A 15,095-nucleotide genomic window follows, 5' to 3' on the forward strand; every position below is an offset into this window, starting at 1 on the left:
TGGAATTTACAGCCTACCGCTCAGAACCCTGCATAAATCAATTTATGCAGCAAGGGACGTGGTTGATTGATCGCTTACGTTTGAGACACCATTTTCCCGGAAAAAGATAACTTTCACTTATTGTTGACCTTAAATTAGTTATCTGTATAATTAATAAAAGAGGCCACCACGGTCTACAGTGGTAAAAGTCTCGTTTATCCCTGCGAATAATACTTTCGTCGGCACGGAAATACGGCCCGGACAAGCTGGCACGTCAGGCATTTGCTGAATTTACGCGTTTATACTGAATGGTGTTTCTCAATGAATGTAGAGCATGTTGAAGTGTATGTGTGCATGAACGTCGACTGCCGTAGTCGGGGAGCTGAAGCTATGTTAGCCGCCGTTAACGCGCAGCTTGATGAGCAGGGCATGAAGCACGTCGTGACCGAGAAAATCATGTGCTTTGCCGCATGCAATCTTGGGCCAAACATCGTCATTCCGTCGACCCGGTGCTGGCTTAGCGGAGTGACTAAAGAAGATGCTGGCGCGGTCGTGAATTATTTAAAAGGGGAGGAAGACATATCCCGCTTTCAGCAGAACAATGATCCCGAAATAGATACGATGATTTTCGAGATGATTGATGCCGGTCTGCTCGACAAAGAATGCGCAAATTGACTCCGCTGACATCCGTGCATGCGCTTTTTGATTGGAGTAAATCCCACGATCCGTCGCTTGCAGCGTATCGGCTCCTCGGCGGTTATCAAGCCTTTAACGATATTCGAAAGAAAACTTCACTAGAGCCACTTCTTGATCAGATCGAACAATCGATGTTGACCGGTAAGGGAGGCGCAAATTTTCCAACGCATCGGAAGATGCGGCTCATGTTGGCTCAAGGGGGCGATAGAAAAATTCTGGTTGTTAACGGCAGCGAACATGAGCCGGGCTCCCTGAAAGATCGCTATCTGATCGAGAACGTTCCCCACAAAGTCCTCGAGGGCGCACTTATTGCAGCGCACGCAGTTAAGGCAAATGAAATCGTGGTCGCAATCAACGAAGGATCAAGCGATGCGGTGACATCCTTTAGAAATGCGCTTCAAGAGTTGCTAAGCAACCCCGATATTGATTTTTCCGGTATATCCATAACCGTGCAAACCGTTCCCGAAATTTACATTGTGGGGGAAGAGACGGCGCTTTTGGAAACACTCGAAGGGAAGACGCCTCTGCCGCGCAGTAAGCCACCATTTCCAATTCAGGAGGGGTTGCACGGATTGCCCACCCTGGTTCAAAACGTCGAAACGGTCGCGCACCTCCCCTTTATCTTTTCAGCTGGTGCTGCGTCATATCGTGCTCTTGGCCGTAATGGTAACGGCGTAACTCTCTGCACCCTTGGGAAAGAATTTATTAATCCCGGGGTGTACGAAATCCCCCTTGGCACAAGTATTCGTGAAGTGCTTTACGAGTGGGGCCGTGGGCTACAAAACGGTACGGCGATTAAGTGCGTCCAGCCTGGCGGTCCTTCATCTGGTTTTCTTTCGTCATCGGACTTCGATGCACCCCTTGACGCGAAGGCTCTGGGCCAATATGGATCAGCTCTCGGCTGTGCCGTTATCAGAGCATATTCCGTGAATGAATGTATGGTTCAGCGCATCGGCGAAATTATGCATTTTTTCGCCGAGACATCCTGCGGGCAGTGCCCGCGCTGTCGAATGGAAACCAACATGCTCGACACCATCGTGAAGCAAGTGCTCGCTGGAAAAGGAACTCCGAAGCTTCTCGACAAAGTCGAAGACGTCATCAAGCTCGCAACGGGGCAAGGCATTTGCAGCCTGATCGGAATGCCTGTTGCCCCAATCAGGACGGGATTGTGCCTCTTTTATGACGAGTTTCTGGCACACCTGGAAAACAGATGTACCTGCTGCACCACTCGAAATGAACCTCAACGTGTTGGTCAAGGGATAGAAGGATCGCAACATGACAGACCGGCTTAGCACTTTCAATCATAGGAATGATACGGTCAAAGCTCAGACTCTCTTCGACAAGCTGTGGCAAAGGCATGTCGTTACCGAAACACCTGACGGGGATGCACTGCTATACATCGACCGGCATCTCGTGTACGAGGTCACCAGTCCACAGGCATTTTCAGGACTACGACTTTCGGGACGCAAGGTGTGGCGCGCCGAAACCGTATTGGCGACGGCAGACCACAACGTCCCAACGACCCGTAGAGACCAGACAATCGCAGATCCTCTCTCTAGGGCGCAAATCGCGCAACTGAGCCAGAACTGCTTAGATTTCGGTATAACCGAATTTGCGCTCGGCGATCCCCGTCAGGGAATCATCCATGTTATCGGTCCCGAGCAGGGCGCCACGCTGCCCGGAATGACAATTGTCGCCGGTGACTCCCATACGAGCACCCACGGGGCCTTCGCTGCCTTAGCCTTTGGTATTGGCACGTCGGAGGTTGAGCATGTCCTTGCCACGCAATGTCTGCGTACCCAAAAGGCAAAGTCCATGCTCGTCCAAATCGACAACGAATTACCGCGCGGCGTTACCGCAAAGGATCTTATCCTAAGCATAATTGGTGATATTGGTACAGCGGGCGCCACAGGGTACGCAATCGAGTTTGCTGGCACAACTATTCGCCAGCTCTCGATGGAAAGCCGAATGACGCTATGCAACATGGCGATCGAAGCCGGAGCCCGTGTCGGCCTCATTGCCGTAGATCAGTCGACCATTGACTATTTTCAGGGACGCCCATTCGTACCGCGCGGAGTCCAATGGGATCAAGCGGTTGATTACTGGCGCACGTTGACGAGCGATGAGAATGCTTCGTTTGATCGTACCGTAAAGATCGATGCAAGGACCCTACATCCTATGGTGAGTTGGGGAACCTCTCCCGAGATGGTGACCTGCGTTAACGGCGCCGTCCCCGATCCTTCGCAGGAGCCGGATCTTACCAAGCGCGCCGCGGTGGAACGTGCGCTTACTTACATGGGACTCGAACCCAACACGCCGATCGTTGACATTCGTCCGAATAAAGTTTTCATCGGTTCCTGCACCAATGGACGCATCGAGGATCTTCGTGCCGCAGCAGCAGTTGCGAAGGGCAAGCGGGTTGCTGCCTCGATCTCACAAGCGCTGATCGTTCCTGGATCAGGACTAGTCAAAGCACAAGCGGAGGCAGAAGGCATCGACAAGATTTTCATAGATGCCGGGTTCGAGTGGCGTAATCCCGGGTGCTCTATGTGCCTCGGCATGAACGCAGACCATCTTAACGTGGGAGATCGTTGCGCCTCGACCTCAAACAGAAATTTCGAGGGACGGCAAGGTGCAGGCGGTCGCACACACCTTGTCAGTCCTGCAATGGCTGCTGCGGCGGCGATAGCCGGTCATTTTGTCGATGTTTCCCAGCTTTAGCCACGTGAGATTGCGATGAAACCCTTTACTCAATTTACCGCTCTAGTTGTACCCCTTGATCGGGCGAACGTTGACACGGATGCGATACTTCCAAAGCAGTTTATGAAGTCGATTGAAAAGACTGGCTTTGGGCCGAATCTTTTCGACGAATGGCGCTATCTGGACCCGGGACAACCTGGGGACGACTGCTCCCTAAGAAGAAAAAATCCTGCGTTTTCTTTCAACGACGCACGTTATCAGGGTGCTGAAGTCCTTCTCACGCGAGAAAACTTCGGTTGCGGCTCAAGTCGCGAGCATGCGCCGTGGGCTTTACTAGACTTCGGTATCCGTGCGCTTATCGCACCGAGCTTTGCCGATATTTTTTACAACAATTGCTTTAAGAATGGCATTCTTCCGATCATCATGCCCGATTCGGTGGTGAGCGCTCTCCTTAATGCCGTTGCGGTTTCTCCGGGATACTGCATCAAAGTTGATTTGAAACAACAAACCCTGACGACCCCGGAGCGAGATGTTCTGAACTTTCAGATCAACGAGTTCCGTAAGCGCTGTTTGATAGAAGGTCTAGACGATATCGACTTGACGTTCAAAGATATCGAAAAAATTCGCGGTTATGAATCCGTGCGACGCAAGCAGGAACCTTGGCTTTTCCCGTACTGACGAAAGAAACTGGCGACATGGACAATACAGACCTGAGCGTGTTGCGAAAAATCGGCGAATGGCGCATCGCCGGCCATAGTATCGTTATGGGCACACTCATTCGAACCTGGGGTTCAGCCCCGCGACCGATCGGGTCGGTGGTCGCGATTCGAGACGACGGGCACATTTCCGGATCAGTTTCTGGTGGCTGTATAGAGGATGATCTAATCGATCGCGCGCGTCAAAGCACACTCGGCATGACAATGCCAAAACGTGTGAAGTATGGGGTTTCCGCCGAAGAAGCTCACCGTTTTGGACTACCCTGTGGCGGAACGATTGAACTGGTTCTTGAGGCCGTCTCGGATATATCACGCATTGAAGAACTTCTGATTCGTCTGGAAAAAGGTGAACGTATTTGTCGTACTCTCGAACTGTTCTCGGGACAGGTCAGCCTCGAAAATCAAGTTGGTGCGGATTTACTCTGCGTGGATGACAAGACGTTAATAACTTTTCATGGCCCGACGTGGCGTTTGCTCATCATCGGCGCGGGTCAGATGAGCGAGTATCTGGCAACCATGGCGCGCACCCTCAATTACGAAGTACTGGTTTGCGACCCGCGGGAGGAGTACGCAAATGAATGGGCGATCGTCGGGACGCAGCTCTTGCGAACAATGCCCGATGATACGGTGATCGCCATGCGCCCAGATCCCCACACCGCAATCGTCGCACTGACGCACGATCCGAAGCTCGATGACCTTGCACTCATTGAAGCTCTCAAGTCAGACGCTTTTTACGTCGGTGCCATTGGTTCTCACAAGAATCAAGAAAAGCGGCGGGACCGATTACGCGAGTTCGATGTATTGCCGCACCAAATTGATCGACTGTATGGCCCGGTAGGGCTGAAAAACGGTGCCCGTACACCTCCAGAGATCGCTGTTTCGATTTTGGCCCAGATGACTGCTGCGCGTTACGGTTATCAGATTCCAGATCCAACGCCTCGAGACATCAATCTCCGTCTCCCGCTGGGAACACCGAAATGACCGGATTACCCAAGCAAGCTTTTTCTCGTTTCCTCAACCCCAATCGAAAGAGGCCGACATGTTTTACTTGACCAAAACCTTTGCGGAGCAGATTTCCGCACAGGCTTACATCTCTGATATTTTTTACATCATCGCATGCATGGGAGCCTTTCTCGTGATTGTAGCGCTCGCCTTGATTGACGCCGGAACGGTGAATGCCAAGCATCTCGTTGATACCTTGGCGCAGAAGATAGTCAGCGCGTTTATTGGCGGTACGAGCTGCATGATTGCGGGTTATGCGATCTGGAACTGGCAATTCAACCAGGCATTCGGTATTCCAAATCCGTTACAACAGTCACTTTCAGACTGGTGGCTGTTCGGACCCAACATGAATACCTATGCTCAGAATCTCGACAACACCACCGTCCCCGGCGCAGATACCCAGCAAATCTTCGTCGTCTTCTTTTTCGCGTATGCGGCCGTTATCGGATCTTTCGTTCACAGCATGGGCCTCGGCAGGATGAAGCCAAGCGCCTGTTACATTCTTTCAGCAGTCGCTGGCGGCTTGCTAATGCCCATCATGACCTATTTGACCTGGGGGCCGGCAAGCCCTCTGTCCAACAACGGCTTACATGACTTTGTAGGCAGTTTTTCGCTCTACATGTTTGTGGGAGTTTGGTCCCTCATCCTGTCATGGCGCCTAGGTCCAAGACTCGCCTCGACCACGTCGTTCAACGGTCATATGTTTGGATCGGGCGCATTGGTACTGATGATAGCGATTCCAATGTTCGTCCTTGGTTGCGGATTCCTTGAGCCGGGGGTTGGATATTTTGGCATTACGAATACCACATCTGGCATTGGTATTGTGTTCATAAATATATTTATGGCCTTTAGCGGCGGTGCGATTTCCGGCGCGGTCATTGCTTATCGGAAGCACAAGCCGGTCTATATCTTCCTAGGCCCCATTGCTGGCTACATCACCTGCACCGCTCTATTCGATATTGCAGCACCGTGGCAATGTTTTGTCGCAGCCGCAAGTGGCCCCTGGGTGATGAGAGCTGGCGCGGCGCTCATGACGAAATACGATTTGGACGACCAGAAAATTGTTCCCGTCGCGCTTGGGCCATCGATTCTAAGCGTGCTACTCGCGGGGATTATTGGTGCCGGTGTTGCCACCGGAGGTGTGGCCGGAGCAACTGGCGACTACGCGCTGCAACATGCACATATTAGTTTTGGCATGCAATGTATCGGCATCCTGGTGACCCTTGTCATCGCAGGCGGATCCGGTCTGATCCTGGTGTTCGCCATCGAGAAAACAATCGGTCTACGCGTCGCGTCCACCATTGAACAAGACGGCATGGACGTGTGGTATTGGAACGAATGGCGGAAATCACGGAAAATGCGTGTCTCGCCTAAGGCAATGGCTGATTACTCCTAGCAGCCTCCATGTCGCAGACGACCCTGCCTTCAGGCGTCTGCGACATCTATTGTCGAGGAAAATCCGTCGGTTTTGCACCCGGATTATTGAATCGTGGGGAAGATACCGGGATGGCGCTGTCAGCGACGCTAGCTTTGGCGCACCGCCCCCCGCCGCAAGACAACAGGCTTACCCTGCAAGCGAAGTTTAAATATCCAATGTGCTAACGCAGAGTCCAGATGGGTCGAGTGCGCCGGAAACCAATCAGCCAACGCGTTCGCAAGACGCCGTCCCTCTGCCAGATCGCCCTGCACTATGCGCTCGCGCACTTGTCCAATGGATTCCATCACGGCAGCATGTTCTTTCACATGACAATCGCGAGGAGGAAATACGGTTTCATTCATCCACTTGTCTTCTTGCTCAAACTGATGTCCTGCACTCCCCGCCATTGCATCAAAGAGTTCAGCCAATGCGTCGTCAGTTGCGCGTTGCAGCGCCGCAAGCGAGTTTACAAATTCTTCATGGACACGATCAAGTGGCGGGTATCCAACAAGGAACGTGTCGTCCCAACAAATGACGTTGGACTCGTTATCTGGGCGAACTAAAGGCGTTGTCATATGTTGAAGGCATGTGAGAGTGACGGAATTATCTGTTCCGAGTATAGGCCGATTTAATTCTTAGAACCTCTTTCCACAGCAACATTGCATCTACACGTCCTACGCTAGGTGCTGTCACCGTAACGGCTGATGACCTTGTTCAGGGCGGAGAGACGCATGCGGGTGTGCTAAAGCAGTTTTGATGCAAAATCAGTTGAGCTTAAGGCGCTTGTTGGGCAACACATTGAGCCCAACGCGGGCAGAGGAATTGCATGACAAGATGCTGTGGGCTAGGGTGTCAATTTGAGTGCTGTCATTTGCAGTTAATGTGCGCCGAAATAGCCTCGAATGCACGCACGACCGGTTTAAAACACGCGCCCCTACCCTGCCTCAGATGTTAGCCTCTTCCGAAGGAAAATCCGACAGGCTGCTATTTGGCCAGCAGATTCGTCAACTTTTCCAGGCTATTAATCGAGTGACCCGTGATGAACTGGTCGCAATAGGGACGCGCAGTCGCCATGCCTAAGGCAAGCGGTTCATACAACGGCGAGGCCTTGAGCGGGTTAATCCAAATGATCGATTTGGCGCGGCTTCGCAGTGTCGACATTTCCTTATCCAGGAGATCGATATCACCGGTATCCCACCCGTCACTCATAATAATGACAGTCGTCTTCGGCGTAATCACGCCGGCGTATGTCTCATTCATCGCCTTAATTGCCGCGCCAATTTTCGTTCCGCCCGACCAGCCTGAAAAGTGTTGAGCCACGTTCTTGAGCATTTCCCGAAAATCCTTAGAACGAAAATGCTCCGTCAAGCACTCCACCCGAGTACTGAAAACGAAAGTTTCCATTTTCATGCGATGATTTTCATTAAGAAAATGCAAGAAATTTAACAAGAAAATGCTGTAGATTTCCATGGACCCGCTTACATCGGAGAGGATCACCCAGCGAGAGTGCGTGGGTACTTTCCGTTTGTAGCGCCAATTAAGGATCTCACCGTCGAACTTCACGCTATCTCGGACACTGGCGCGGAGATCGATCGCGCCATGGTGCTTTGATCGCTTTGTTTTCCTTCGCTTAATCGAAGCGAACTTTTTCGCTACCTTCTCAATTTCAGCCATTACCGATGGCATATCTTCCTTCGGAACAAATTGAAAGTCTTTGTAGTAATCGACCTCTCGAACGGAATAACCCTCGACACGGCCAAGGTCCTCGCCTACGGCCAACGATGAGTCCTCATCGGAATACTCGCGACGTCGGATAACAATTGGTTCAGGCTCTGCCTCTCTCTCTTGCAGCCCCTCGAAAGGTGTCGCCCGGGGCGAAAGATAGTCTTTCATCAGCAACTCGTAGATCTTGTGCAATTCGTACAGGTCCTGCTTACGATTGATAAGCGTTATCCGGTAGATTGCCTTTAGATCATCCTCGGATACGGTACCCAACAGCAGGAGTGCGTCCATGCAGGCAATGCTTTGTTGCGTACCAACGTCAACGCCACTTTGCCGCAGGAGCGCGCAAAGCCGCAACGTAAAATCTGTTGTTATCCGAAGATTGTCAGACGTGGTGACCATCATCAATCTTTTCCAGCAAAGGCATTACCAAATCTCGTTTGAAGGTTCTGAGATCATCATGATCCTTGAGTAAAGCGCCGATGGTATGTTCGATACTCTCCCTGTCAAGGATCTTCACCCCAGTGCCGTGTAATGCCCTGGCCCAATCAATTGCTTCAGAGAGGCCCGGTACCTTATTCAGCTTTTCATGGCGAATCGCCTGAACGAAGCTCGTGATGCGCATCGCAAGCACTTCCCCAACTTCAGGTACCTTGATTTTGATAACTTCAAACTCTTTCTGGAAACTCGGATAATTTATCCAGAGATACAAACATCGCCGGCGCAGCGCATCGGTGAGCTCGCGCGTGCGATTGGAAGTTAAGATTACATAGGGTGCGTGTTTTGCTTTGATTGTCCCGAACTCAGGGATTGTCATCTGAAATTCGGCAAGTGTTTCGAGAAGCAATGCCTCAAATTCTTCATCTGCCCGGTCAATCTCGTCGAGCAGAAGAACCACTTTTTTACCTGCAGTGAGCGCTTTCAGAATCGGTCTTGCGAGCAGGTATGGTTCACTGTAAAGGTCTTCGATTGACAGTCTGGTTTCTTTCGTTAGTTCATTTAGCCTGATGCTTATTATCTGCTTTTGGTAGTTCCACTCATACAGCGCAGCGTTCGAATCCAGTCCCTCGTAGCACTGTAGTCGAATAAGTTCGGTGTCTTTCAGCTTCGATAAAACGCGCGCGATCTCGGTTTTCCCAACCCCGGCTTCACCCTCGATCAATATGGGCTTATTAAGGTACTCAGCAAGAAAAATCGACGCCGCAATGTCTGTATCGGCAACGTAGTCATATCGGCGCAAAGCCGCGACGAGATCGTTGTATGCTGCATTCATCTATTAACCTTCCTTCGATTCGTTGTTCGCCACCCTTGGATTGGACGAATTCTGGCCGCGTCACATGCAACTTTTCACGTGACTGGCCGTACCCGATCGTTAGTTCGCCGCACTCCTAGTTCCAATCAGATCCAGAACTTGCTGGGGGCCGATTGGTATTGCCATTGGCACGAGTATCCCGTAATCCGAAAGTGCATCTGCCACGGCACTACCGAATGCACAGTGAATTGACAACATTGCTGCTTCGCCACACCCCTTGATCCCGCCCTCGGTCAACGGCGACGGAGTGCTAAAGTGCGCACACTCAATATCAGGCAACGTCAGTGCGTTAGGCACTAAAAAATCCATAAAGGATGCATTGTTCAACTGTCCAGATTTGTCATATTCCAGCGATTCTAGCAAGGCCATACCGATGCCCTGCGCTATACCACCTCGCATTTGTCCTTCGACCACTTGCGGATTAATCATCGTCCCACAATCCTCAACAGCGACGATACGTGTGATATCGATTTTTCCAGTCTGCGCATCCAGTTCGATGATGACGCAATGCGCACCGTTAGAATACGTTTCCGGCGGATCGTAGTGCCTCGTCGCGCTAAGTACGGGTTCCACGTCATCCGGATCCGGTCGACGGAACCGATCGAAATAGGTAATGTGCGCCAGCTCACGCACGGTCATGCATCGGTCTGGCGAGCCCTTTACAAACACCACGCCTTCGTCAATATTCAAGTCAGCGACATTAGCCTCCATGACATGCGCTGCGATCTTCAAAAGTCGCGTGCGTACGTCGTGAGCGGCCCGCATCACGGTGCCCCCGCCGATGACCGCACTGCGGCTTGCAAAAGTACCCATTCCATACGCTGCGCTATGCGTGTCTCCTTCCAGAACCCGGACGTCCTCGAAGCGAACACCGAGCGTTTCAGCAGCAACCTGTGCCAGCGTCGTCTTCAGTCCCTGTCCGTGGCTCATCTGTCCGCTGCGCACCGTGACGCCGCCACTCGGATCCATCTCGACCGTGGCAGAGTCATGGGTCGTCACCCCTCGAAAGCCGCATTCCTCAGCGACCTTACTACCCCACGCTGTCGGTTCGACAAAAAAGCAGATTCCCACTCCGCGCAATTTCCCGTTTTTCAAGAGCCGCGGTTGCTTTTTTAGCTTCCTGTAGTCCGCCATCTCGAGGCACTTATCCAGCACCTTGTGGTAGTCGCCACTGTCGTAGGTCTGATTCGTTGCGGTGACGAACGGAAACTGATCTTTTCGAATGAAATTTCTGTAGTAAATGTCGACGATATCAATATTGAGAAGTTTCGCCGCTTTCGTCAAAGCCATCTCGCGCGCGAAGGTGGTTCCCGACATACCGACGCCGCGGTAGGCTCCGGTCGCCATTTTGTTCGTCAGGATGGCAACGCTCTCGTAGCGTATATTTTTGAATGTAAATGCGCCGGGCAAAACAGTGTTTCCGGCTGCCGGGTCGATGATTCCGCCCCAGGGAAATTGCGAGTACGCGCCCGTATCCCCAATCGCCTTATTCTTCATTCCAAGAATAGTGCCATCCTTGTTCATCGCCACTTCGATGTACATCGTCATCTGCTTTGCCTGGGCAGCGGACAGCAAATGTTCCCGGCGGTCCTCGATCCATTTGACCGGCATCCGGATGTCCTTGGCGATCCAGGGAATAATGAACTCTTCTGAGTGAAAATGGGCCTTTTGACCAAAACCGCCACCGACATTTGGGGCAATCACGCGAATATTTTGCTCCGGCAGATGCAGCCACAGGGCAATGAATGTTTTTAGCGGAAAGGGCATCTGGGTGGAAGACCACACAATTAGCGTGTCGTCCCAGTCCCAATTCGCGATCACGCCACGCGTCTCCATCGGTGCCGCTGACGTCCGCGCTGTCGTCACCTTTTCTTTAATAATCAGGTCAGCATCGCGAAAAGCTTTATCCACATCACCTTTATGGAACTCATCGCTGAAATAACAGTTGTTAGGAATGTCTTCATGAACCCACTCGGCGCCCGGCTTCATCGCCTCTTCAACATCGAAATTGATGGGCAGGACGTCGTACTCTACCTCGATAAGGTCGACGATGTCTTCGGCAATGTACCGGCTTGGGGCCACGATTGCCGCAATGATCTCGCCTACGAAGCGTACCTTCTCCCCCGCGAAGAAGGGCGTCGAAACGGGCTTCAGGTTACCCTGATGTTGCTGAAACGTAGTGGTACCCGTTCCAAGATCCGCGCTCGTGAAAATTTTGATGCAGCCCGGATGTGCACGTGCCTTTTCGAAATCGATTCGTTTAATATCGGCGTGCGCATGCGTGCTCCGAAGAAAAGCAACCTCTACCATCCTTGGCAAGGAAATGTCATCGACGTACTTCGCCTTGCCCATCAGGATCAAAGGATCTTCACTTCGCTTTCTGCTTACCCCAATATACTTCGTCGCACCGGTCATGCGTGGCAATGGTTTCATTTCAAAAGGCTCCTAAGGGCTTAATCTATATATCAATATATGCCACGGACTTTGACTTTTCTGTCTGCGGCGTTGAGGCAAGCCTGCGCGAACTGCATTGGTCTTAACGCGCAACCCCCGCCCTGCGGAAGCCATCCTCGAGCGCCCTAACCGTCAAAACTTCTACGACGGAACGGCGGTATTCCTTTGTAACGTGCACATCGCTCTCTGGATCAACAACGTCCTGGACCCTTTGCGCAGCTGTCTTCAACAATTCTTCGGAATACTTTTCACCGATCAACATCTCTTCCGCTTCGGTAGCTCGCACCGGTGTCGCGGCAACGCCCAAGAGTGCAATCCGTGCTCGGGTGCACTTGCCATTCTCATCCAGAGTCACCACTGCGGAACTACCTGCCAGAGCGAAATCGCCCGAACGTCTCGCAACTTCGTGAAATCCCCATCCACTGTTCTTTGGTGGTTCCTTAAACAGGATCGAGGACAAAATTTCGTCCAATGCGAGTGACGTTGTCATGTAAGTGATGAAAAATTCCTCTGCGGGGATGACGCGCTCTTCGGTCTTGCTATTGATCGTGAACTCTGCATCTAAAAGCAAGGACATCGCGGGTAACTCGCTTGCAGGATCGGCATTTGAAATGCTGCCGCCGATCGTTCCCTTGTTTCTGATCTGGAAATGGGCGATATGCTGAATCGCCTTGTGTAGAACGGGAAGTCGCCTTTGAATCGCGGGACACTGCTCCACGAACCTTTGGATACTAGTCGCTCTGACGCGTATCCCGTCGCTCTCTTCCGTAACTTGGTTGCGATCAGTAATGTTGCTGATGTCGACAAGGACTTGAGGGCGCGCCAACCGAAAATTCATCATAGGAATCAGCGTTTGCCCTCCGGCCAAAATCTTTGCGTCATCGCCGAAGGCCGCGAGCAAATCGCATGCATGCGCGATGCTATCTGCTCGCTGGTAGTCGAACACAGGTGGTTTCATGGCCTTCTCTCCGTGGAATTAAGCTACCTTCGATGTCACTGTCTCTTCCATCTCGTTCTTCAAGGCCTTAAAGAACTGCTTGGCCATGAATTTCGAAATACCGGAAAGAACTCTCCCTCCAATGCTGGCAATCAAGCCGCCGACGACGGCATCGCACTTCCACTTCATCACCGTTTCTGCACCCTGCTTCTCAAGTATGCAATCCATCCGCAGCTTGACAAAGCCCGGCGCACCCGTGCCTTCGGCGTCGAGCATGTAATGCACCGGTGCTTTCACATCGGTGACTTTGACCTTGCCTTCGTAGTCACCCCTGACTGCAGCAACCCCAAGCGACAACGCGACAACGTAGGTATTGCTGCCACTCGGTTTCATCGATTTACATCCCGGGATCGCCTTGGTTAACATGTCGGTGTTGTGAAGTGCTGTCCAAACCTCGGAGATGTCCTGAGTAAAAGTTTCTTCGCCTTCTAATACCATGATATTTATTCCTGCAGAGTGAGTTATTCGGCCAAAAATGCGCGTCTGAGCAAGTCCTGGTTTGAAACGCCGGTGTTCGCAAGGGAGCGCTTAACCTTGGCAGCGGTCATCACTGAGTCGACAATGTCGTGGTACCCAGTACAACGACAAATATGACCCGACAATGCGTCTCGCACCTGCTCCCTTGTAGGGTCGCAGTTCTCCGTCAAAAGCGCCTCCATGGTCATCAGTACGCCGGGGGTGCAAAAACCACATTGCAAACCTTGATGCTCCCAAAAAGACGCTTGAAGAACGCTTAAAGTATCGGTAATCGGCCTCGCCTCCTCGACGTTTCCCATAGAATTCTTGCGCTCTTCGATCAGCTCGTTCGTCGCCAAGGACTCAACCGTACGCACTTCCTTCCCCTCAACTTGGATCGCGAAGGTTAGGCATGACCGCACTGGTGCTCCGTCTAGCAAAATGGTGCAGGCGCCACAAACGCCATGTTCACAACCGACGTGTGTACCGGTAAGCGAAAGCTCGTGACGAAGGAAATCTGAGAGCAGCATTCGAGGCTCCACATCTCTTTGATAGGAGGTCCCGTTCACTATTAGCCGGACTGTCTTTTTTAGTGTCATCTAATTCACCTTTCTGTGTGGTCTGTGGGAAAGTATTTATTGGCTAGCCGTTGGGCCGTCGACCGAAAACAGCACTGAATGACCCTTTTGTGTGTCAATTACAGCAGTTAACGTCTTTCGATCGGGCCTTTGATACCCGGTGAAACTCATCCCGTCGTCGTGACTGCTCAACGTCACACCCTCGAGACCAACCATCCGGATCGACTGGTCCGGAAGTTGCTGCATGCCGGTGATGGAGCTCGCATAAGGGGTTGGCACGGCGGCCCAGGTGTCCCCACCGTTGGCACTACGGTAAATCTTCCCACGTAGTCCGCCGACGAGGATAGTCCCGTCCCGGAGTGCGATACCGGACCAAAAAGACCCTGCGTATCCTGTTTCGACATAATTCCAGCTAACGCCACCATCGCTCGAACGCATTACCCTGCCCTGTTCACAAGCGACAAAGAGATTTCCCTTTGTGTCAGCGAACATTGCGTATAGGTTGCGGTCGGCCTTTTTTGCGCCGGCAGGTGGTAGTAATTTAACGACGGCCCAATTTGCGCCTGAGTCGGTTGTGTGAAGCATCAAGGACCATAAGCCGACTGCCCAGCCTTCCTTGCCGTTCTTAAAATAGACCGAGAAAAGAGGCTGGTCAACCTGCGTATCGCTGCGTTGCGCCACCCAGGTTTCTCCACCATCAGTTGACTTAATGATTGCGCCCCAATCCCCGACTGACCATCCCGTACTTGCATCGATAAACCAGACACTTGTCAGCGTCGAGCTAACCGGAACGGACATCGCTTGGCGATAAGTCTTGCCATCATTGTCGGAAAGAAGCACCACCCCCCGTTGACCAACCGCGACGATGCGCGCCCCTGCCCGCGCTGCTGCCAAAATCGTCGTGTTCAGCGCACCCGGCGCTCTTTCCGCTGGCTGCACATGCAGTTCTGGAATAGATTGCGCAGCGGCGGCGACATTGTCTTGAACAAGAAGAACAAAAAGACATTGCGCGGCAAATGCCGTCAGAGCGTTCAGAAATCTTTTGTAGTTCAAAATTATCTCCTCT

General features: G+C 52.0%; 14 protein-coding genes. 6 read left to right on the forward strand and 8 right to left on the reverse strand.

Annotated elements, in window-relative coordinates:
* Positions 1-300 precede the first annotated feature (300 nt).
* The 6 genes from C7W93_RS07625 to C7W93_RS07650 are packed head-to-tail and all read left to right on the forward strand — an operon-like array spanning position 301 to position 6,489.
* A complete protein-coding gene (locus C7W93_RS07625; protein ID WP_108439476.1) occupies positions 301-654 on the forward strand; it encodes a (2Fe-2S) ferredoxin domain-containing protein in 354 nt (117 codons plus the stop codon).
* Positions 642-1,967 carry an NADH-ubiquinone oxidoreductase-F iron-sulfur binding region domain-containing protein gene (locus tag C7W93_RS07630; RefSeq protein WP_108439477.1) on the forward strand — a complete coding sequence of 442 codons (1,326 nt, stop codon included), beginning with the start codon at positions 642-644 and terminating at the stop codon, positions 1,965-1,967. Before C7W93_RS07625 ends, C7W93_RS07630 begins: the two co-directional genes overlap by 13 nt.
* Complete coding sequence (gene leuC, locus C7W93_RS07635; RefSeq protein ID WP_108439478.1) at positions 1,951-3,396, forward strand: 3-isopropylmalate dehydratase large subunit; 1,446 nt, start codon at positions 1,951-1,953, stop codon at positions 3,394-3,396. Before C7W93_RS07630 ends, leuC begins: the two co-directional genes overlap by 17 nt.
* Positions 3,397-3,411: 15 nt before the next feature.
* Entirely contained in the window at positions 3,412-4,053 is a 642-nt protein-coding gene (leuD, locus tag C7W93_RS07640; protein WP_108439479.1) for a 3-isopropylmalate dehydratase small subunit, read from the forward strand.
* Complete coding sequence (locus C7W93_RS07645) at positions 4,035-5,072, forward strand: XdhC family protein (RefSeq protein WP_225869772.1); 1,038 nt, start codon at positions 4,035-4,037, stop codon at positions 5,070-5,072. Before leuD ends, C7W93_RS07645 begins: the two co-directional genes overlap by 19 nt.
* A gap of 58 nt (positions 5,073-5,130) precedes the next feature.
* Positions 5,131-6,489: an ammonium transporter gene (locus C7W93_RS07650; protein WP_108439480.1), complete on the forward strand. Its 1,359-nt coding sequence runs from the start codon at positions 5,131-5,133 to the stop codon at positions 6,487-6,489.
* Positions 6,490-6,617: 128 nt separating this feature from the next.
* Here C7W93_RS07650 and C7W93_RS07655 read toward each other — a convergent pair whose 3' ends face one another.
* The 8 genes from C7W93_RS07655 to C7W93_RS07690 all read right to left on the reverse strand — a co-directional run bounded on the left by C7W93_RS07655 (position 6,618) and on the right by C7W93_RS07690 (position 15,082).
* On the reverse strand, positions 6,618-7,085 hold the full coding sequence (locus C7W93_RS07655) for a bacteriohemerythrin (protein WP_108439481.1): 468 nt from the start codon (positions 7,083-7,085) through the stop codon (positions 6,618-6,620).
* 409 nt (positions 7,086-7,494) lie between these two features.
* A complete protein-coding gene (locus C7W93_RS07660) occupies positions 7,495-8,637 on the reverse strand; it encodes a VWA domain-containing protein (protein WP_108439482.1) in 1,143 nt (380 codons plus the stop codon).
* On the reverse strand, positions 8,618-9,505 hold the full coding sequence (locus C7W93_RS07665) for a MoxR family ATPase (protein WP_108439483.1): 888 nt from the start codon (positions 9,503-9,505) through the stop codon (positions 8,618-8,620). Before C7W93_RS07665 ends, C7W93_RS07660 begins: the two co-directional genes overlap by 20 nt.
* A gap of 99 nt (positions 9,506-9,604) precedes the next feature.
* On the reverse strand, positions 9,605-11,977 hold the full coding sequence (locus tag C7W93_RS07670; RefSeq protein WP_108439484.1) for a xanthine dehydrogenase family protein molybdopterin-binding subunit: 2,373 nt from the start codon (positions 11,975-11,977) through the stop codon (positions 9,605-9,607).
* A 103-nt stretch (positions 11,978-12,080) separates the two neighbouring features.
* Positions 12,081-12,956 carry a xanthine dehydrogenase family protein subunit M gene (locus C7W93_RS07675; protein WP_108439485.1) on the reverse strand — a complete coding sequence of 292 codons (876 nt, stop codon included), beginning with the start codon at positions 12,954-12,956 and terminating at the stop codon, positions 12,081-12,083.
* 18 nt (positions 12,957-12,974) lie between these two features.
* The gene (locus tag C7W93_RS07680; protein WP_108439486.1) at positions 12,975-13,433 is read right to left on the reverse strand and encodes a carbon monoxide dehydrogenase subunit G; all 459 of its coding nucleotides are present in this window, start codon (positions 13,431-13,433) and stop codon (positions 12,975-12,977) included.
* Between the two features lie 23 nt (positions 13,434-13,456).
* Positions 13,457-14,050, reverse strand: coding sequence for a (2Fe-2S)-binding protein (locus C7W93_RS07685; RefSeq protein ID WP_108439487.1), 594 nt, complete (start codon positions 14,048-14,050; stop codon positions 13,457-13,459).
* Between the two features lie 36 nt (positions 14,051-14,086).
* Positions 14,087-15,082: a YCF48-related protein gene (locus tag C7W93_RS07690; RefSeq protein ID WP_225869773.1), complete on the reverse strand. Its 996-nt coding sequence runs from the start codon at positions 15,080-15,082 to the stop codon at positions 14,087-14,089.
* Between the last annotated feature and the right edge of the window lie 13 nt (positions 15,083-15,095).

It is taken from the genome of Glaciimonas sp. PCH181, from assembly GCF_003056055.1.
Classification (GTDB): domain Bacteria; phylum Pseudomonadota; class Gammaproteobacteria; order Burkholderiales; family Burkholderiaceae_D; genus Glaciimonas.